This window comes from Euzebyales bacterium (genome assembly GCA_036374135.1).
Lineage (GTDB): Bacteria > Actinomycetota > Nitriliruptoria > Euzebyales > JAHELV01 > JAHELV01.
Genome location: DASUUK010000031.1, coordinates 1 through 19,407, shown reverse-complemented (window position 1 = coordinate 19,407; position 19,407 = coordinate 1). Strand labels below are relative to the sequence as shown.

Sequence of the window (19,407 nt, the reverse complement as noted above, 5' to 3'; positions counted from 1 at the left end):
TAGCGACGCGAGAGGGTGCACCCGATGACCGCAGTCCCCGCTGACACCGGTTCGACCGGCCTGAGGATCCTCCAGCGGCCAAAGGCAACGACCGGCCTGTGGAGTTGGGTCACCACGACCGATCACAAGAAGATCGGCATGATGTACTTCATCGCGACGATGTTCTTCTTCGTCGTCGCGGGCGTCGAGGCGTTGCTGCTGCGCGTGCAGCTGGCCGTGCCGGAGAACGACTTCCTGTCACCTGAGCTGTACAACCAGCTGTACACGATGCACGGCATCACGATGGTGTTCTTCGTCGGCATCCCGCTGGGTGCGACGTTCTTCAACTACATCATGCCGCTGCAGATCGGCGCGCGGGACGTCGCGTTCCCACGCCTGAACGCGTTCAGCTTCTGGGTGTTCTGCGCGGCGGGCATCTTCATGTACTCCGGCATCGTGCTGGGTGGGCTGCCCGACGGTGGGTGGTTCAACTACGCCCCGCTGTCGACGACCGTCGGCCCCGACGTGTCCGGCTACACCACCGGCGGCGGCTCCGGCGAGTTGGCCTACCAGGTGCACTCCGGCCGCATGCTGCTGTACTCGGTCGGGCTCCAGATCGCCGGCATCGCGACGCTGGCGTCGGCGGTCAACTTCATCGTGACCATCCTCAACATGCGCGCTCCCGGCATGACGCTGATGCGCATGCCGGTGTTCACCTGGATGACGCTGATCGTCGCCTTCCTGCTGCTGTTCGCGCTGCCGGTGATCGGCATCGCGCTGTGGCAGCTGATGTTCGAGGTGCGGTTCGGCGCGAACTTCTTCAACCCCGCTGCCGGCGGCGATCCCATCCTGTGGGAGCACATGTTCTGGCTGTTCGGGCATCCGGAGGTCTACATCCTCGTCCTGCCCGCGTTCGGGATCATCTCCGAGATCATCCCGACGTTCTCCCGCAAGCCGATCTTCGGCTACACCGCGATGGTGTTTGCCGGAGTGGCCATCGGCTTCCTGGGCTGGGGCGTGTGGGCGCACCACATGTTCGCCGCGGGCATGGGTCCGGTCGCGAACACGGCGTTCGGTTTGACGACCATGTTCATCGCCGTGCCCACCGGCGTGAAGATCTTCAACTGGGTAGGCACGCTGTGGGGCGGCAAGGTCCGTCTGACCAGCGCGATGCTGTTCGCGATCGGCGCGGTCGCGATGTTCACGATCGGCGGCCTGTCGGGTGTCACGCACTCGGTCGTGCCGTCGAACTACCAGCAGACCGACTCGTACTACGTGGTCGCGCACTTCCACTACGTGCTGTTCGGCGGCCTGGTGTTCGGCGCGATCGGCGGCATCTACTACTGGTACCCCAAGGTCACCGGCCGCCTGATGAACGAGACGTGGGGCAAGATCAACTTCTGGACACTGCTCATCGGCTTCAACGTCACGTTCGGCCTGATGCACTTCCTGGGCCTGTGGGGCATGCCGCGGCGCATCGACACGTACTACGCCGGGTTCGGCTGGGAGCAGCTCAACCTGATCATCACCTACGGCGCCTTCCTGATCGCCGCGTCCATCGCACTGCTGCTGCTCAACGTCGTCGTGTCGCTGCGGCGCGGAAAGTTGGCGGGCGACGACCCGTGGGACGCGCGCACCGTCGAGTGGATGACCACGTCGCCGCCCGCGCACTACAACTTCGCCGAGATCCCCCAGATCAGCGCCCGCGACGAGCTGTGGCACCGCAAGCACGCGGTGTCCGACAGCGGTGACTACGTCCGTGTTCCGGCCGGTGGCTCAGGCGCCATCGTGGTGCGCGAGGTCGAGGACTCCGACATACACATGCCGGATCCGTCGGTCTTCCCGGCCATGTCGGCGGTCGGCCTGCCGATCATGGGCTGGGCGCTGTTCACCAGCGGCAACCTGATGATCGTCATGCTGGCGGTGGGCAGCGTCATCACCGTCGGCTCGCTGTTCGCCTGGGCGTTCGAACCCAGCGCCGAGGAAGGGCACTAGGGCATGGCAGAGCTCACGACCGCCGAGGCGAGTCACGAGGCGCACGCCACGAGCCTCGGGCTGTCCAACGAGAAGATCGGCATGTGGACCCTGCTGGGTTCGGAGTGCCTGTTCTTCGGGGCGCTGATCTCGGCGTACCTGGTCTACTACGGGCGCTACAACGGCCAGCCGGAGATCTCGCCTGCGCTGTTCGACATCCCGTTCACGTCGGTCAGCACGTTCGTGCTGCTGATGTCGTCGCTGGGCATGGTGCTGGCGCTGTCCTCTATCCAACGTGGTGACGACCGCGCGTTCCGCGTCTGGATCCTCGCCACCGCGATGATGGGTTCGGTCTTCCTGTCCGGCCAGATCTACGAGTTCACGGTGTTCGTCAACGAGGGCATGCGACTCGACACGAGCCCGTTCTCCTCGGCGTTCTACCTGATGACCGGCTTCCACGGCATCCACGTCACGGTCGGCGTGCTGATGCTGATCACGCTGTGGTCACGGTCCATGAGCGGCCGGTTGACCTCCGAGAACAGCGAGGTCGTGGAGAACATCGGGCTGTACTGGCACTTCGTCGACATCGTGTGGATCGTCATCTTCACAGCCGTGTATCTGATCCCCTACGAGCAGGCGACGCTGTAGCACGTGCGCCGTAGTACCTGAGCCATAGCACCCAGAGAGGAGAGGTACGGACGTGTCCGACACCGACGACCGAGAGCATGCGGATCATCCAGACGCCTCCCAGTACATCGTCATCGGCATCATCCTCGCGGTCTTCACCGCGATCGAGGTGACGATCTCGTTCGCCTCGCTGTCGGCCAACGTCGCCATCCCCGCACTGATCGTGCTGACGGTGCTGAAGTTCCTGTTGGTCATCCTCTGGTTCATGCACCTGCGCTTCGACAGCGGCTGGTACCGCCGGCTGTTCTTCTTTGGCCTGGTGCTCGCGCTCGCGGTCTACGCCGCGACCATCAGTCTGATGCTGTACGCCGGCGGCAACTTCTAGCCGGCCCCGACCGCGTTCGATCGAAAGAGCGTCGTGGGGCCTGGTTCCACGAGCTTGGTCCTCCCGCTAACGCTCGACTCCCAACGACCAAATAACGGCTCCGCCGGACAGGAACACAGTATGGGCGACGACCTCCGCGACCGCTTCTTCACACCGTTCGTGCTGCCCGTCACGATCATCGGCGTGATGCTGCTGGTCGGCATCAGCCTGTCGAGGGTTCTGCTCACGGTGTCCGAGCTGGGGGCCTCCTTCGTCGCGCTGCTCGCAGCCGGCTACATCATGCTGGCCGCGTTCTGGGTCGAGGCGCGCAAGCGCATCTCGGCCCGGTCCCTCGGCGTCGCCCTCGCGATCGGCCTCATCGGGCTCGTCGGGGCCGGGGCGGCCGCATCGGCGGCGGGCATGCGCGACCTCGAAGAGCACAGCGCCTCGGAGGAGGGCGGCGGCGGTGACGGCGAGGGCGGCGGCGAGACCGCGTCGAACGAGCCGGTCTTCGTCGCGATCGACATCGAGTACGAGTCCGCACCCTCCGAGCTGCCTACCGGCGACGTCGATCTGACGTTCGAGAACAACGGGGCGATCGAGCACAACGTCACGATCGAGGAGCTCGGCGACGAGACGGTCCTCGATGCGGCGGGCGGCGACACCGACGAGGCCACGGTCACGCTGGAGGCTGGCGAGTACACCTACTACTGCAGTGTGCCCGGTCACCGCGCGACCATGGAGGGCACGTTCACGGTATCCGATTCGGCCGAGGCGGCCGCCGGGGGCGACGAGGCGCCGTCCGAGCCGGGCGCGGACACGTCAGAGGCCGGTGCGGCGGCCGAGGGAGCGAGCGAAGGCTGACCGGCGGTGCCCGTGCCGGGCGAGCGCAGCGAGCCGGAGGGCAGGGACCAACAGCGTGAGGGCGAGCGCAGCGAGCCGGAGGGCGGGGACAGATTGGCGTTGACCGACTGGTTCGCGCGGCGCACGTTCTCGACCGACGACCTCGATCTGGATCGGGTTGTCGCCGCCAGGCACGCCACAGGGACGACCGTCAGCCTGGTCCTGCCCGCACGCAACGAGGCGATGACAATCGGCGGCGTGGTCGAGGCAGGCATGCGCCTGAAGGGCAGGCTGGTCGACGAGGTCGTCGTACTGGACGGCGCGTCGACCGACGGCACGGTCCGGATCGCCGCTGAGGCGGGCGCGACCGTCCACGACGACAGTGCGATCCTCGCCGACTTCGGACACGCCCGCGGCAAGGGCGACGCGCTGTGGCGCGCCCTGCGGGTCACGACGGGAGACGTGGTCGCCTACGTCGACACCGACATCCGCAACCCCGACCCACGGTTCGTCTGGGGGATCGTCGCTCCCCTGCTGCTCGATGATGGCATCGACTTCGTCAAGGCGTTCTACGATCGCCCCATCGACGCCGGCGGCGGGTTGCAGCCGAGCGGTGGCGGCCGGGTCACCGAGCTCATGGCCAGACCGCTCCTCAACCTGTTCTGGCCGTCGCTGGCGGGACTGGTGCAGCCCCTGTCGGGCGAGTACGCCGGACGCCGCACCGTGCTGGAGCAGGTGCCGTTCTTCACGGGCTACGGCGTCGAGATCGGCCTGCTCATCGACATCCTCGCGCTGCGCGGCGCCGATGCGATCGCCCAGGTCGACGTCGGTCGACGCGTGCACCGCAACCAGACGCTGTACAACCTGTCGCGGATGTCGTATGCGATCGCCACCGTCGCGCTGCGACGGCTGGCGGCGGCGGAGCGCGCAACCTTCGCCGACGCGCTCGACCCGCGCTACGTGCAGTTCGGCCGGGACGCCGACGGCCGCATCACGCTCGAACCGACCGAGGTGACCGACGTCGAACGCCCGCCGATCGCCACCGTGCGCTAGCGGGGAGACCTGTCAACGCCGGGACACGACAACTTCCCCACCGGTAGCCGGCAACCCCTGCGGGGAGACCTGTCAACGCCGGGACACGACAACTTCCCCACCGGTAGCCGGCAACCCCTGTGGGGAGACCTGTCAACGCCGGGACGCGACAACTTCCCCACCGGTAGCCGGCAACCCCTGTGGGGAGACCTGTCAACGCCGGGACGCGACAATCTCCCCACGGGTGGGCCGACTCTCACGCCGTCGCCCCGTGCGGCCCTCACCGCTTCTGGCGCATCCAGGCGACACCGTACGGCTCGAGTGTGAACGAGACGCGACCGTGCGCGTCGGCGGTAGCGGTGCGGTTCGGGTTTATCAGATCGACCAGTCGGCCTCGCGCGGTCACGCCGTCCGACGCGTCCGCCACGAACGCCTGCGGGCGCCCGGTGACGTTGTGCACGCACAGGACGTGGCTCGACCCGTCCAGCGCGCTGCGCTCGTAGGCCAGCAGCGTGCGCGGCGACGTGATGATGCGCTGCGCACCGGACGGGTGGAACGCCGGCTCGTGCGTGCGCACCCTGATCCGCGAGAGCAACGAGCGGAACGCGTGGTGACGCATGGACCTCGGGTCGTCGAGCTCCGCCTCCAGCGCGCCACGATCGAACTTCTGGCGGTTGATCGACCGCAGCCGCTTGGTCTGCCTGACGCCCTCGTGCCAGTTGCGGCTGCCGAGCAGCGCGTGCACGTAGATCGCGGGCATGCCAGCGAGCGACAGCAGGATCGACTGTGCGGCGAGGTTCCGCTTCAGCAGCCGCGCGAGCGTCTCGGTCGACCCGACCGGGTTGAGTGCGTCGAAGAACACCGTGTTGAGCTCGTACGGCGACTGGGAGCCATCGGGGTTCGACCGGTGCGAGACCCCACCGCCGTGGGCCTGGGCGAGGTCGCACAGGTGTGTGATCTCGGCCGGCGTCAGCAGGCCCTCCGCGGGACGGACACCGATGCCGTCGTGGCTGCCCAGGAAGTTGAAGAACGTCGTCTGCGGCGACGGCGTCGAGATCGTGGCGAGCCACTCCTGCAACTGGGACGTGTCCGCCAGGTGGAACGCTGACAGCGTCAGCGGCGCCAGCGGGAACTGGTACACCATGTGCGCCTCGTCGTCTCCGGAACCGAAGTAGGAGACGTTCTCGGCGTGAGGGACGTTGGTCTCGGTCAGCAGCAGCGTGCCGGGTGCGACGGCGTCGAACATCGTGCGCCACAGCCGGATGACCTCATGCGTCTGCGGCAGGTGGATGCAGGTGGTGCCGAGCTCCTTCCACAGGTACGCGATCGCGTCGAGCCGCAGGATGCTCGCGCCCTTGGCGACGTAGTCGAGCAAGACCTCGCTGACGGCGAGCAGCACCTCGGGGTTGGCGTAGTTGAGATCCAGCTGGTCGGCGCTGAACGTGCTCCACACGAAGCGCAAGCCCGACGTCGTCTCGATGGGCGTCAGCAGTGGTGTGGTGCGCGGCCGGGTCACCGACGACGTGTCCGCGTCGTAGGGCAGCTCGATCAGGAAGTCGGCGAACGCCTCGGCGTCGCGACGCCACTCGCGGACCCATGACCCGCGCGCAGAGACGTGGTTGATGACGGCGTCGAGGGTCAACCGGAAGTCGCGGGCCAGCATGGTCACGTCGTGCCACGTGCCCAGGGCCGGATCCACGGCGTGGTAGTCGGCCACCGCGAAGCCGTCGTCGGACGTAGCCGGGTACTGCGGAAGCAGGTGGACGCCGGTGATGGCGCCGGCCACCCGCTCCGACAGGAACTCACGCAATGATCGCAGGGGCGGCTCGTCGGGCTCACTGATCTGATCGGCGTACGTGATGAGCGCGACGTCACGTTCGTCGAACAGCGTGTCGCGGGCAACCCGATCCCCGACGTCGGCGGCGAAGCGCTCGAGCAGCCACCACAATCGGTCGAGCGTCGGATCGACCTCGTCGGTCGGATACAGCGCCCCGAGGTGGGTGCGCAGCCGCTCCCGGACCGCGGTGTCGAGGTGGTGGTCCTTCAGCATCACGGCGCCGCCGCGCCGCCGTCGGGTGCGCATCGCCGCGTCAGTTCGCCGTTTCCAGGCAGCGGGTAGGCTCGCGCCGGGGCGGCGTCGCCCGTCATCGTCACCAGGTCGCCGGCGGAAAGCGTTGCGGGATGAGCGAACACGCAAGGATCGAGCTCGACGGGACCACGTTCGAGGCTCCGGTCATCGTCGGCACCGAGGGCGAGCGGGCGATCGACATCCGCGAGCTGCGTTCGGACACCGGACTCATCACCTACGACCCGGGCTACGCGAACACCGGCAGCGTGCAGAGCGCCATCACCTTCATCGACGGCGAGCAGGGCGTGCTGCGCTACCGCGGCTACCCGATCGAGGAACTGACCGACGCGAGCTTCCTCGGCGTGTCCTACCTGCTGATCCACGGTGAGCTGCCCACCTCTGATGAGCTCGAGCGGTTCCGTACCAACATCACGCGACACACGTTGCTGCGAGAGGACATGCGTCCCTTCTTCGACGCCTTCCCGGCGGATGCCCATCCCATGGCCATCCTGTCGTCGGCAACGAACGCGCTGTCGACGTTCTATCAGGATCATTACGATCCGAGCGACCCCGAGGACGTCGAGATCTCGATCTTCCGGCTGATGGCCAAGCTGCCCACTGTCGCCGCCTGGTCCTACAAGCGGTCGATCGGACAGGCCTACATCTATCCGCGCAACGATCTCGACTACGCCCAGAACTTCCTGTCCATGATGTTCGCGGTGCCGGCCGAGCCGTACGTCGTTGACTCGGACGCTGCGGAGGCGCTCGAGATGCTGCTGGTCCTCCACGCCGACCACGAGCAGAACTGCTCGGCGTCGACGGTCCGCATGGTGGGGTCGAGCCATCTCAACCTGTACGGCTCGATCTCCGCGGGCATCACGGCCCTGTGGGGCCCCCGCCACGGTGGCGCCAACCAGGACGTGGTCAAGACGCTGATGATGATCGAGGCGTCGGATGACGACGTCGACGCTTTCGTCGCGCGCGCCAAGGACCCCGACGACCCATTCCGCCTGCCAGGCTTCGGTCACCGGGTCTACAAGAACTACGATCCGCGGGCCCGCATCATCAAGGACACCGCGGACCGCGTCGTCGGCAAGCTCGTGGGCAGCGATCCGCTGTACGACATCGCGAAGCGCCTCGAGGAGGTCGCCCTCAACGACGACTTCTTCGTGGAGCGCCGGCTGTATCCCAACGTCGACTTCTACTCGGGGCTGATCTACCGAGCGATGGGGATCCCCCTGCCGATGTTCCCGGTGCTGTTCGCCCTCGGGCGCCTGCCCGGCTGGATCGCGCAGTGGAAGGAGATGACGCACGACCCGCACACGCGGATCAACCGGCCCCGACAGATCTACACAGGCGCCCAGAAGCGCGACCTCACGCCGATCGACGAGCGCTGACCCTGCTACTCGAGCACGCCGCGCAGCGCTGACATCGTGACCGACGCCTGGGCCAGATCGGTGGTGTCCTCGTCCTCAGCCATCGCCGCCAACAGGCTCCAGATGCGCTCGACCTGCTGCGTGCGATCATCCAGCAGACGCCCCACGGCGTCCCCACCGTCGAGATCGGGTGCAGCGTCCATCGCCTGGCGGGCGACCAGCCGGCGCACGCTGTGCAGTTCGTCGAGCAGCGTCTTCTGCTCCCACTGCTGCCAGCGCCCCTCGGGCGACGTCGCGTTGATCTTCACGCGGAGCTGCTCGAGCGGCAGCTCACGGCCGACCTCGATGAAGGCCGCGGCGACCTGTTGCACGGAACGTTCACGCTCGGCGGCGATGTCGGCGACATCTGGCACGTAGACGAGGTCCGGCCGGGACACGAGACGTTCAGCCACGTCTCGGTCGACCCCGGCGTCGACGACCGCCGACACGAGATCGCGTCGCTCGACGGCAACCCCGTGCGGCGGGTCGCTCGGCCACACGTCCTCGAGCTCGAGGAACGCGCTGCGATCGCGTTCGATCCGCGCCTGGAGGTCGTCGGGCAGCCGGCGGGACGCGTAGCGCCGCGTGTAGCTTCCCACCAGCAGATCGACCGGCCTCTTGAGTTGCCGCTGCAGGCCCGGTGCAAGGATGTCATCCATCCCCTCGATGCACTCCCAGTCGCCGGCCGCACCACTGACCTGCCGCGCGAGCCAGTAGGCGCCCGCCACCTGGGCGACGCTGCAGCCCAGCTGGTGCACGGTCCTGCTCACCGATGTGATGCCCAGGTGGTTGATCAGGTCGTTGGCCAGCAGCGTCGCGATGAGCACGTCGTGCAACCGGTGCTGTTGGACGAGGTCGGCGAACCGGTCGATGATCGCGTCGGGGAAGTACTGGTCGGTCAACGCGCCGAGACCGTCGCGTCCCGGCAGGTCGCTGTCGGCCAGGCGAGCTGCGAGATCGGACTTGGCGTAGCCGACCAGCAGTCCCAGCTCGGGGCGCGTCAGTCCCCCGCCGGCCTGCTGGCGCCTGGCGATCTCCTCGCTGTCCGGCAGGGCTTCGACGGTACGGTCGAGGCGGCCCGAGGACTCGAGGTCGCCCATGAGCTGCTCGTACGCGTCGAGCTCTGCCGCGCTGTCGATCGATTCCTCGCTGATCAGTCGTGTCTGCGCAGCGACGTCGTCAAGCACCTTGTCGGCGACGTCGTCGGTGACGTCGGCGAGCACCTGGTCGCGGTCGTCGGGCTCGAGCTCACCGGCGTCGATCGCCTGGCGCAGCAGGATCTTGAGATTGACCTCGCGGTCCGACGTGTCGACGCCAGCGGCGTTGTCGATGGCGTCGAGGTTGATGCGCCCCCCGCGACGGGCGTACTGCATCCGCCCGCGTTGGGTGACGGCCAGGTTGCCTCCCTCACCGATGACGCGGGCGCCCACCTGATCGGCATCGACCCGCACGGCGTCGTTCGCGCGGTCGCCGACGTCGGCGTGACGCTCGGACGACGCCTTGACGAACGTCCCGATCCCGCCCGCGAACAGCAGATCGGACGGCGCACGCAGTAGTGCGCGGATGAGCTCGGGCGGGGTCAGCGACTTCTCCTCGCTGCGGATGAGATCACGCACCTCGTCGGTCAGCTCGATGCGCTTGATCGCCCGCGACCAGACGCCACCGCCCTCGCTGATCGCGTCGCGGTCGTAGTCCTGCCAGGTCGCGCCGGGCTTCTCGAACAGCCGCCTGCGCTCCTCGTACGACGCCTCGGGGTCCGGATCGGGGTCGATGAGGATGTCGCGGTGGTCGAACGCTGCGACCATCTTCACCGCGCGGCTGCGCAGCATCGCGTTGCCGAACACGTCACCCGACATGTCGCCGATGCCGACGATCCTGATCGGCTCGCTCTGGACGTCGATGTCCAGCTCGCGGAAGTGGTGCCGGACCGCCACCCAGGCACCGCGCGCCGTGATACCCATGTCCTTGTGGTCGTAGCCCTGCGAGCCACCCGACGCGAACGCGTCACCCAGCCAGTAGTCGTACTCCCCGCTGATCGTGTTCGCGACGTCCGAAAGCGCCGCCGTCCCGCGATCGGCGGCGACCACGAGGTACGCGTCCTCACCGTCGTGGCAGACCACCTCCTCGGGATGACGCACCTCGCCGTCGACGATGTTGTCGGTCACGTCGAACAGTGCGCGGATGTACGCCTCGTACTGGCGTCGGACCTCGTCGCCCATCTCGTCCGCCGGGACCTCACGTTTGCAGACGAACCCGCCCTTGGACCCCGTGGGGACGATCACCGCGTTCTTGACCATCTGAGCCTTCATGAGGCCCAACACCTCGGTGCGGAAGTCCTCCTGACGGTCGCTCCAGCGGACACCGCCTCGCGCGACGGCTCCACCGCGGAGGTGGACGCCCTCGATCTGCGGGCTGTAGACGAAGATCTCGCGGTAGGGCACCGGCTTCGGCAGGTCGGGGATCTCCGACGAGTCGAACTTGAGCGCGATCTGCGGCGGCCGCGGGTCGCGGTACCGGTTGGTGCGGACCGTGGCGTCGATCAGCTCCAGGTACCCGCGCAGGATGCGGTCCTGGTCGAGCCGGTTGACCCCCTCGAGCTGGGACAGCAGCCAGGCGCGGCTGTCCTCGACGCGGTCACCCCCGGCGACGCCGGGACGGAACCGGGCCACGAAGTACTCGAGCAGCGCGCGGGCGATCTCGGGGTAGGCGCAGAGCGCGTCGTTCTGGAACTGCGCGGAGAACGTGGTCCCGACCTGGCGGCGGAACTGCCGGTAGGCGCGGATCACCGCGACGTCCCGCCAGTGCAGCCCCGCCAGCAGCACCAACTGGTTGAGCGAGTCCGCCTCGGCGTGGCCGGCCCAGATCGCCGACGCGGCGCCGGCCAGGCGGCGGCCGTCGTCATCGAGGTGGAACTCGGTCTCCACCCGCAGCCGCACGCCGTAGTCGTGGATGCGCAGATCGAGCCCGTCGTGGCCAGCTTCACCGTGGTGCAGCACGTGCGGCACGGACTCGACCACGACCAGACCCAGGCTCTCCAGGATGGGCACGAACCGTGACAGCTCGACCGCCGGACCCCGCCGGTACAGCTTGAACCGCAGGTCGAGTGCGGGGCCGGCGCCGCCCGAGCGGTCGGCGATCGTCACCCGCATCTGAACATCACGCTCGGGCTCGCCGTCGTGCTCCTGTGCGTCGGCGGCCAGCGCCGCGAGCGCGCAGCAGTCCTCGACGGCCTCGTCCGGCGTGATGCTGTCGCGGTAGGTCGCCGGCAGCCGATCGATCCACGGTGCGACCTCATCGGCACGGCCGGCCGCGCGGGCGGCCTCGAGCAGGCGCTCACCCCACGTCCGGCTGAGCTCGACGATCTCCGCGCGCAGGCCGTCGGTCAGCTCGTCGATGCCCTCGGTGACGTCGGCGTCGGCCTGGAGGACGTAGGTCAGCAGCGACTGGCCCTCGTGGATCCCGACGAACGGCTCGGCCTGCACACACGACAGGCGTCGGGCGACCAGCTCGTCGATGCGGCTCCGCAGGTCGGCGTCGAACCGGGCGCGGGGGACGGCGATGACGATGACCACGGCCGCGGACGGCTCGTGCGTCCAGGTGAGCAGGCGGATGGTCGCGCGCTCGTCGCGGACGAGTGCGTCGAAGACCTCCGCCAACTGCTCCGGACCGGTGGTGAACAGCGCGTCCTTGGGCAACGCCTCGAGCACGGACCGCAGCATCCGCTCGTCATGGGAGTGGGCGACGACGTCCTCAGCCGCCGTGACTTCGTCCACCCAGCCGCGTAGCACCGGAATGGCCGTGACGGGCTCCGACGTGGCCTTCTTCGCGAACAGCCCCACGATGCGGTGTGCCGTCGTGACGCCGTCCGCGTCGTCGAGGCGCACGACGATGTCGATCATGCGCTCGTTGCGATGGACGGTGCTGCGCTCGTGCGTCAGCGAGACCGACAGCAGCGGACCATCGGCCGCCACCGGACCGGCCACGTCGATCACCAGTCCGGATGCGTGGTCGTCTGGCCTGTCGTCGGGCCGGCGGAACACCCCGAGCTCACTGCCACCCACGACGGTGGTCTCGCCGTCGGCGTGCCGATGGTCGACCACTCCCAGGAAGACGAAGTGGTCCTCGAGGAGCCAGCGCAGCAGCGCGTGCGGTTCCTCGGCCTCGTCGAGCTCGGCGACGCGGTCGGCGATGCGCTCGACCCGCGCCCGCATGGCGTCGAAGTCGCCGGTGGCCCGGCGCACGTCGCCGAGGACACCTCGCAACTGGTCGCGCAGCCTCTCGATGCGGTCCTCGTCGAGCCTGCGGTCGAGCTCGACGTGGATCCAGGTCTGGCGCTCCTCCGCGCCACGCGCCGACCGCAGACCGCAGATGGTCCCGTCGTCGTCCCGCTCGACGCCGAACTCGGGATACGCGTGGCTCGCCATCTGCAGACCGGACAGCTCGAGGCGGCTGGCCACGGTCGACATCAGAAACGGCGCGTCCTCGACAACGACCGAGATGACGGAGCCGGCGTTGGTCGACGGGTTGTAGACCTCCAGTGCCAGCGTCCCGCGTGACCGTTCAGCGATCAACCGCGCACCCTTGGCGATGACGGCGACACGCGTCTCGGGATCAGCCGGGAGCCCGTGGGGGTGGCGACGCAGCACCACCTCTGCGAGGTCGGATCCCAGGGCGTGCAGCGGATGGCGCAGCTCCTCCAGGACCCCCGCGACGACGTCGCTCGACTGGACGGTCTGGCTCATCTCGGCCCCGGTTCACCCCGGCAGGAACGCCAGCAGGACGCGCCGTCTGGGGTTGTCGACGTTCGGATCGACGAACACAACCGATTGCCACGTTCCCAGCGCCAGCTGGCCGTCGATCACCGGCAGCGTCAGTGACGGTGAGACGAACAGCGGCAGCACGTGGTCGCCCCCGTGCCCGGCGCTGCCGTGCTGATGCCGGTAGTGCTGGTCGTCGGCCGGCAGCAGCCGCCGCAGCACGTTCTGTGCGTCGATCTCGCTTCCCGATCCCGTCTCCATCAGTCCCAGACCTGCGGTGGCGTGCTGCGCCATCGCATGGCAGAGACCATCTCCGCGTCCCCGCACCCACTCGGAGACCGGGCCCGTGATGTCGACGACACTGAACTGCTCACCTGTCGTGATCGGGATCGAGGTCGTGTCCATCTGTCGCTTCTACCACGCCGCGCTGACGGCCACACCGACGTTGTCGCCGGCGCCGCCACGCCGTGCCTGGTCGAGCAGCGCATGCGCGGCATCCGCGGGTTCGTCGACGCCGGCGACGGCGACGGCGGTGGCCGACGACACGGTGAGGTGGTCGGGAAGGTAGTCCGTGTAGCCATCGGTGGCGAGCACGACCCACGCTCCGTCGGGCACCGCGATCCGCCCCGACGCGAGCGACCGGGCGAGCGCCCCGCGGTCCAGACCGTCACCGAAGAACCAGCGGGTCGCAGCCGGCAGTGGGCCCGTGCGGCGAGCGCTGACGATCGTCAGCGCCGAGTCACCCGCTGCGAACCACCACAGCTGGGTGGCCGTGCGCAGGGCGACGACCATCGTGGTGCGCGACCGCGGCCCGTCGGCGGCGTTGGCGGCGGCAATGCGCCGCTCGACGGCCTCCGAGACATCGAGGACGGTGTCCTGGTCGAAGTGCTCCGGCACGGCATCGGCGAAGGTGTCCATGACCTCGGCCACCGCGACGTGTGACGCCCGATGGCCGTTGTGGCCGTCCGCGACGATCAACAGGTGGCCGTGGTCTGCCACCGAGCACGCCACGACGTCCTCGTTGGGATCCACGTACGCGTACGGCTTCGGCATCCACCCCCGTGCCAGCCCGACGGCCGCCCGACCCCCGGCGTCAGCGACCGCGACCTGACCGGACAACCGGTGGGCACGGCCCAGCAGCGTCGCCGACGTGACACCCGTGTCCGGGGCGTCAGCGATGCGGTCGTGTCCACGGGGCATCATGGGCGCATGTCCTTGGAGGATCATTCCACGGCGTCGCGTGTTTCACGAGGCGCAGCTCTGGCGCGCCTGTCGGCATCCACCAGCGCGAACTACCTGGTCTCGCGTCTGCGGGGCATCGGCGACCACGACGAGGCCGACCTGCGCTTCCACGCGGCCACGGCCGACAAGATGCTCGACCTGCTGGGCTCGATGAAGGGCGCGGCGATGAAGATCGGGCAGCTGGCGAGCTTCGTCGATCTGGATCTGCCGCCCGAGGCACAGGCGACGTACCACGAGGTGCTGGCCGATCTGCGTGACGCGGCCCCGCCGGCCGATCCCGCCGCGATCCGGGGCGTGGTGACCGAGCAGTACGGCGCGGATCCCGCGCAGGTCTTCGCGGCGTGGGACGACCGACCGCTCGCCAGCGCGAGCATCGGCCAGGTCCATCGGGCGCGCCTGCCGGACGGGACCGATGTCGTCGCCAAGGTCCAGTACCCCGGGATCGCCGAGGCCATCGAGTCGGATCTGGCGAACGCCGAGCTGTTCGCGCCGCTCGCGCGCATGATCTCGCCCAACCTGCGCATCCGTCCGCTGATGGACGAGCTGCGCGACCGCATGGTGGACGAGATCGACTACCAGCGCGAGGCGGAGTACCAGGCGGCGTTCCACGAGCGTTACGACGACCATCCCTTCATCACGGTACCGCGGGTGCACACCGAGTACTGCCGGCCGCGGATCATCGTGATGGACCACGCGCGGGGTGCGAGCTTCGACGAGATGATGCGTACCAGCACCGAGGCGGAGCGGCAGCGGTACGGCGAGATCATCTACCGCTTCGTCCACGGCTCGCTGCACCGGTTCCGGCTGTTCAACGGCGATCCGCACCCCGGCAACTATCTGTTCCCCGGCGACGGCCGCGTCGTGTTCCTGGACTTCGGCAGCGTGAAGCTGTTCTCGTCCGCCACCCGGGACGCCATCCGCGAGCAGCTGCACTCGGTCCGTCGCGCCGACGTCGAGGAGCTCACCGCGCTGCTCGACCGCGCCGGCTTCCTGCCCGAGCGTGGCGCACGCGAGGTCGATCGGAATCGCCTGATGGCGTGGTTCCGCATGTTCAACCGGCCCATCCTCGCCGATGCGCCGTGGACGTACACACCGGAGTTCGCCCGCGAGGTCATCCGTTCCACGACGGATCCGCGCGCTGGATACCTCGATCTGCTGCGTCAGCTGAACCTCCCGCCCGATTACCTGCTGCTCAACCGCATCCAGTGGGGGGTCAACTCGATCCTGGGACGGCTGCGCGCGACCGCGAACTGGTACCGGATCAGCGACGAGTTCATCCGCGGTGCGCCACCGTCCACTCCGCTCGCGGAGCAGGAGGCGCCGTTCATCGCGGCGTCGCCGTTCCTGGCGTGAAACGTGCCGCGGCGCCGGCGTGCCGGCGCCGCGGACGCGAAGGCACCCCTACCAGGGCGCGAACGGCGGGTCGATCAGGCGCTCACCTCGCTCGAGGGCGGCGACCCGCGCCATCTCGTCGTCGGACAGGTCGATGCCGGACGCCGCGAAGTTGGCGGTGATGTGCTCCGGCGACGTGGCCTTCGGGATGGCCGCCACGTGGTCCTGCGCGATCAACCACGCCAGCGCGATCTGTGCGGCGCTCGCTCCGTGGTCCGCGGCGATCGCCTCCAGTGTCTCGTCGCCGAAGACCTTGCCGCGCGCCAGTGGCGAGTACGCGGTCAGCAGGTGGTCGTGTTTGCGCGCCAGGTCGATCAGCTCGTCCTGCCCGAGGAACGGGTGGTACTCGACCTGGTTGGCGAAGACCGGCGCATGATCGACCGCGCGCTCGATCAGCTCGGGCGGGAAGTTGCTCACGCCGATGTGGCGGACCCTGCCCTCGTCGCGCAGCGTGGCCATGGCGTCGAGGGTGTCCTCGAGCGGCGTGCCACCCACAGGCCAGTGGATCAGCAGCAGGTCGAGGTAGTCGGTCCGCAGCCTGCGCAGGCTCGCCTCGGTCGAGGAGCGCACATCCTCGGGGGTGTGGTTGTCGTTGTCGATCTTCGTCGTCAGGAAGATGTCGCTTCGGTCGATGCCACTGCCCGCCAGCGCCGCGCCAACGCGGTCCTCGTTGCCGTACGCCTGCGCCGTGTCGATGTGGCGGTAGCCGACGTCGAGCGCGTGGCGTACGCCACCCTCGCACTCGTCGCCGGCGAGCTGGAACGTGCCGAAGCCCAGTGCCGGCACGGACGTGCCTTTGATGGTCTCGGTGCGCATGACGACGTCGCTCCTCCGGAGGTCGCGGACATGTGTCGAATCCGACCCTGCATACGTACCCGCTCCCGCCGGGGAGCTACACGCGCGAGCCGTCGCTGCGGACAGACCGACCCGAAGCCGGCTCGTCGAGCGGTCGGGCCGGGACCGACGCCGGGATCAGGCGGCGGCCCGCGCGCTGTACTTCGGCGAGGGGCCGTACTGGTTCGGGTCGCGGTTGCTGTCCAGCACGTAGAAGACGAACAGGACGATCGGGCCGATCAACGGGATCAGGGCGATGAGCAGCCACCACCCCGACCGGCCGGTGTCGTGCAGCCGCCGGATGGCCACCGCGAGAGCGGGGACCAGCACGACGACGGCGTACAGCCCGCTGAGCACCGGCAGGTTCTCACCGAACAGCACGCGGTCGATCAGGCCGAGCACGACGGCGATCACCGTGTTGACCAGCACGAACATCCAGTACTCCTGGCGCCCCGTTCGCGCCGCTGATCGCCCGCCGCGGACCGTGCGATCGCGCCGAGGAGGCCGGGGCGGGAATCGAACCCGCGAATAAGGGCTTTGCAGGCTGCTCTAGGCGCCTCAGCGACCCACATTCCGTAACATCACGCACCACTTCGATGCACCTCGGAGCCGGGTGCGGAGGGGTGACTGCTACAGAACTGCTACACGCGGGGCGTCGGACGGCGCTCGATTCCAGAGATCAGGTCGACTCCTCCGGCCAGGTCGCCGGTGACCGCGCGGTGTGCACGACACGCAGCACATCGATCCGGTCGGGCTCGGTGAACCGGTAGAACACGGCGTACGGGAACCGCCGCAGCAGCGCCCGCCGGACCGACTCATAGCCCTCGACCACCGAGGCGCTGCGGGGGAACGCCTCCAGCATCGCGAACAACCGATCGAGGTCCTCGGCCAACCGCTCGGCGAGGCCTGGGTCCGCGTCCGCGTAGTACTCGCGCGCAGCGCGGATGTCGTCGACCGCCGCCGGCCGAAGCAGCAGCTTCACTCAGTCGGCCACTGCTCACTACGGACGTCGTCCCACGACCGCCCAGACTCGGGATGGTCACGCAGGTCCGCCAGCGCACGGTCGAGCATGCGCCGCTCCTCATCGGTCGGGACGTACACGGGCTCGCCAAAGTGCGTCCGCAACGCCTCCTGGATGACCTCGGAACGCGACCTGTGCTCGATCTTGCGAGCCCGCTCGACCATGTCGAACAGCTCCTCGGGCAACGTCACGGCGACCTTCTTGACAGCCATCAGCGGCAATCTCCCTTGGTATGACAACATCATACTAACCCGCCCACCTACGGTCGCGCCTACGGCGACGTAGCGAGTCGAGCCGTGCGGCGTGGTCGCAGGTCTGCCACGCCGCGTCCGTCGCCGCCGCGGCAGTGACGGCCGCATCTGACTGCTTGGACGGCAGCCGCGCAGGGCCCGTCCGTGCGCTCGCCGCGCGAGTCTGCACTTGGAGCGGGTCGCGCTTCGGTCGCCCTTCGACGGTGACGCCGTGGGATGTCCGCGCCATGGGCCTCGTCCCAGGGTCGTGGCCCCGTCCGAACGGACAGGCCACCCTTGGTAGTGTGCGGCATACTCGATCGCACGTATGTTCGACCGTCGCCGAAGCCGTCCTGGGCGAGGCGACCTGCAGAGGATCTTCCATGGAGATCGAGCTCCCGGCCCGCGCGTTCGTGTTCTGGCCTGTCGGCACCGGTGACAGCACGACGATCAAGGTCAATGACAATCTGTTCGTCCAGGTCGACATCCATCACCAAGCCGCAGCGGACGACGATGAGACACCGGTCCACCCGGTCGTGGATTCCCTCATGGACATTCTGCCGCCTGATCCTGCGGACCCGGACCACAAGTACCTGGCAGTGTTCGCGCTGACCCACGCCGACTTGGATCACTGCCGCGGGTTCACCGCGTTGATGGACTTGGTCGACGCGGGCGAGTTGACGATCGGCGAGCTGTGGGCGACACCACGGGTGTTCCGCGACTACGAGGAGCACGAGAGTCTGTCCGAGGATGCGCAGGCGTTCGTGGATGAGGCGCTGCGCCGCGTCGATCTCATCTGTCTCGACGGTGACGCCAGCTCCGGCGATCGCGTCATGGTCATCGGCAACGACGACATCCTGGATGAGGATCGCTACGCCGAGCTGCCGCCCCGCTACAAGCGGCGGCCTGGTGAAGTGATCACGGAGCTGGACGGCGCTGACCTCGCCGGGACGTTCCAGGCGTTCCTCCACTCACCGTTCGGTGACGACAGCACTAGGGCGCGTAACGCCACCAGCCTGGGGATGCAGATCTCGCTGACGGAGGGCGACATGAGTGGCCGCGTGATGCTGCTCGGCGATCTGGACTATCCGCCGCTCAAGCGCGTGTTCATCGAATACAACCGGGATCCTGAGAACACGGCGTGGGACGTCCTGCTCGCCCCGCACCACTGCTCGAAGCTCGAAGTCGGTGATGTACTTCGCCGAGGAGGGTCACGACGAGCCGGTGCTCAAGCAAGACATTCTCGACGCGATTGAGGACAGCGCGGGTGAGACCGGTTGGGTCGTCGCAAGCTCACGTCCCGTGCCCACCACCAACCAGCCGGGCGACAATCCCCCACACGCGGACGCGAAGGCGCGGTACGAAGAAGTCGCGCCCAGCGGGTTCCTGTGTACCGGGGAGCATCCCGACGAGGACAGCGACGACCCGATCGTCTTCGCCGTCGATGTTGATGGCGTCCGCCTTCACGGTGACGACGCGTACCACAGCTCCACAGCATCGGCAGCGGTGGCGGCAGCCCGCGGCGGCGAAGCCGCGCACAGCGCCGCTGTCGGCTTTGGTTCGTGCTGACCGACGGCCAGAACCTCGCGCTCCAGCAACTGCGGTCGGTTCAGGCCGCCAATCCTGCGG

Annotated in this window: 17 protein-coding genes; 9 read left to right on the top strand and 8 right to left on the bottom strand. The window is 68.4% G+C overall.

Features of this window, described 5'->3' with window-relative positions; genetic code table 11:
- Positions 1-24 precede the first annotated feature (24 nt).
- The 5 genes from ctaD (at position 25) to VFZ70_04245 (ending at position 4,840) form a co-directional block, all read left to right on the top strand.
- Positions 25-1,974, top strand: coding sequence for a cytochrome c oxidase subunit I (gene ctaD / locus VFZ70_04265; GenBank protein ID HEX6255005.1), 1,950 nt, complete (start codon positions 25-27; stop codon positions 1,972-1,974).
- A gap of 3 nt (positions 1,975-1,977) precedes the next feature.
- Positions 1,978-2,601, top strand: coding sequence for a cytochrome c oxidase subunit 3 (locus VFZ70_04260; protein HEX6255004.1), 624 nt, complete (start codon positions 1,978-1,980; stop codon positions 2,599-2,601).
- Positions 2,602-2,653: 52 nt separating this feature from the next.
- Positions 2,654-2,965: a cytochrome C oxidase subunit IV family protein gene (locus VFZ70_04255; GenBank protein ID HEX6255003.1), complete on the top strand. Its 312-nt coding sequence runs from the start codon at positions 2,654-2,656 to the stop codon at positions 2,963-2,965.
- Positions 2,966-3,085: 120 nt separating this feature from the next.
- On the top strand, positions 3,086-3,808 hold the full coding sequence (locus VFZ70_04250; GenBank protein HEX6255002.1) for a plastocyanin/azurin family copper-binding protein: 723 nt from the start codon (positions 3,086-3,088) through the stop codon (positions 3,806-3,808).
- A 6-nt stretch (positions 3,809-3,814) separates the two neighbouring features.
- Entirely contained in the window at positions 3,815-4,840 is a 1,026-nt protein-coding gene (locus VFZ70_04245; GenBank protein HEX6255001.1) for a glucosyl-3-phosphoglycerate synthase, read from the top strand.
- Positions 4,841-5,099: 259 nt separating this feature from the next.
- Here the strand turns inward: VFZ70_04245 and VFZ70_04240 are convergent, their stop codons facing one another.
- A complete protein-coding gene (locus tag VFZ70_04240; GenBank protein ID HEX6255000.1) occupies positions 5,100-6,902 on the bottom strand; it encodes an alpha-amylase family glycosyl hydrolase in 1,803 nt (600 codons plus the stop codon).
- A gap of 98 nt (positions 6,903-7,000) precedes the next feature.
- Between VFZ70_04240 and VFZ70_04235 the strand changes: the two genes are divergently transcribed.
- The gene (locus VFZ70_04235) at positions 7,001-8,284 is read left to right on the top strand and encodes a citrate synthase (GenBank protein ID HEX6254999.1); all 1,284 of its coding nucleotides are present in this window, start codon (positions 7,001-7,003) and stop codon (positions 8,282-8,284) included.
- Between the two features lie 5 nt (positions 8,285-8,289).
- Here the strand turns inward: VFZ70_04235 and VFZ70_04230 are convergent, their stop codons facing one another.
- From VFZ70_04230 to VFZ70_04220, 3 genes are read right to left on the bottom strand one after another with little or no spacing between them, the layout of a single operon-like run.
- Entirely contained in the window at positions 8,290-13,044 is a 4,755-nt protein-coding gene (locus VFZ70_04230) for an NAD-glutamate dehydrogenase domain-containing protein (protein HEX6254998.1), read from the bottom strand.
- A 12-nt stretch (positions 13,045-13,056) separates the two neighbouring features.
- Positions 13,057-13,464, bottom strand: coding sequence for a YjbQ family protein (locus VFZ70_04225; GenBank protein HEX6254997.1), 408 nt, complete (start codon positions 13,462-13,464; stop codon positions 13,057-13,059).
- A gap of 9 nt (positions 13,465-13,473) precedes the next feature.
- Positions 13,474-14,262, bottom strand: a complete 789-nt coding sequence (locus VFZ70_04220; protein HEX6254996.1) for a protein phosphatase 2C domain-containing protein — start codon at positions 14,260-14,262, stop codon at positions 13,474-13,476.
- A gap of 6 nt (positions 14,263-14,268) precedes the next feature.
- Between VFZ70_04220 and VFZ70_04215 the strand changes: the two genes are divergently transcribed.
- Positions 14,269-15,654, top strand: coding sequence for an AarF/ABC1/UbiB kinase family protein (locus VFZ70_04215; GenBank protein ID HEX6254995.1), 1,386 nt, complete (start codon positions 14,269-14,271; stop codon positions 15,652-15,654).
- Between the two features lie 48 nt (positions 15,655-15,702).
- On the opposite strand, the gene VFZ70_04210 is transcribed toward VFZ70_04215, so the two are convergent.
- The 4 genes from VFZ70_04210 to VFZ70_04195 all read right to left on the bottom strand — a co-directional run bounded on the left by VFZ70_04210 (position 15,703) and on the right by VFZ70_04195 (position 17,760).
- The gene (locus VFZ70_04210) at positions 15,703-16,509 is read right to left on the bottom strand and encodes an aldo/keto reductase (GenBank protein HEX6254994.1); all 807 of its coding nucleotides are present in this window, start codon (positions 16,507-16,509) and stop codon (positions 15,703-15,705) included.
- A 156-nt stretch (positions 16,510-16,665) separates the two neighbouring features.
- Positions 16,666-17,070 (bottom strand): DUF805 domain-containing protein, encoded by a 405-nt coding sequence (locus VFZ70_04205; protein HEX6254993.1) that lies wholly within the window; start codon positions 17,068-17,070, stop codon positions 16,666-16,668.
- Between the two features lie 136 nt (positions 17,071-17,206).
- Positions 17,207-17,509: a type II toxin-antitoxin system RelE/ParE family toxin gene (locus VFZ70_04200; GenBank protein ID HEX6254992.1), complete on the bottom strand. Its 303-nt coding sequence runs from the start codon at positions 17,507-17,509 to the stop codon at positions 17,207-17,209.
- Complete coding sequence (locus tag VFZ70_04195; GenBank protein ID HEX6254991.1) at positions 17,506-17,760, bottom strand: ribbon-helix-helix protein, CopG family; 255 nt, start codon at positions 17,758-17,760, stop codon at positions 17,506-17,508. The genes VFZ70_04200 and VFZ70_04195 overlap by 4 nt, the downstream gene beginning before the upstream one ends.
- 401 nt (positions 17,761-18,161) lie before the next feature.
- Between VFZ70_04195 and VFZ70_04190 the strand changes: the two genes are divergently transcribed.
- Together VFZ70_04190 and VFZ70_04185 are read left to right on the top strand one after the other, a co-directional pair.
- Positions 18,162-19,034, top strand: a complete 873-nt coding sequence (locus VFZ70_04190) for a hypothetical protein (GenBank protein HEX6254990.1) — start codon at positions 18,162-18,164, stop codon at positions 19,032-19,034.
- The gene (locus VFZ70_04185; protein HEX6254989.1) at positions 18,967-19,347 is read left to right on the top strand and encodes a hypothetical protein; all 381 of its coding nucleotides are present in this window, start codon (positions 18,967-18,969) and stop codon (positions 19,345-19,347) included. Before VFZ70_04190 ends, VFZ70_04185 begins: the two co-directional genes overlap by 68 nt.
- Positions 19,348-19,407 lie beyond the last annotated feature (60 nt).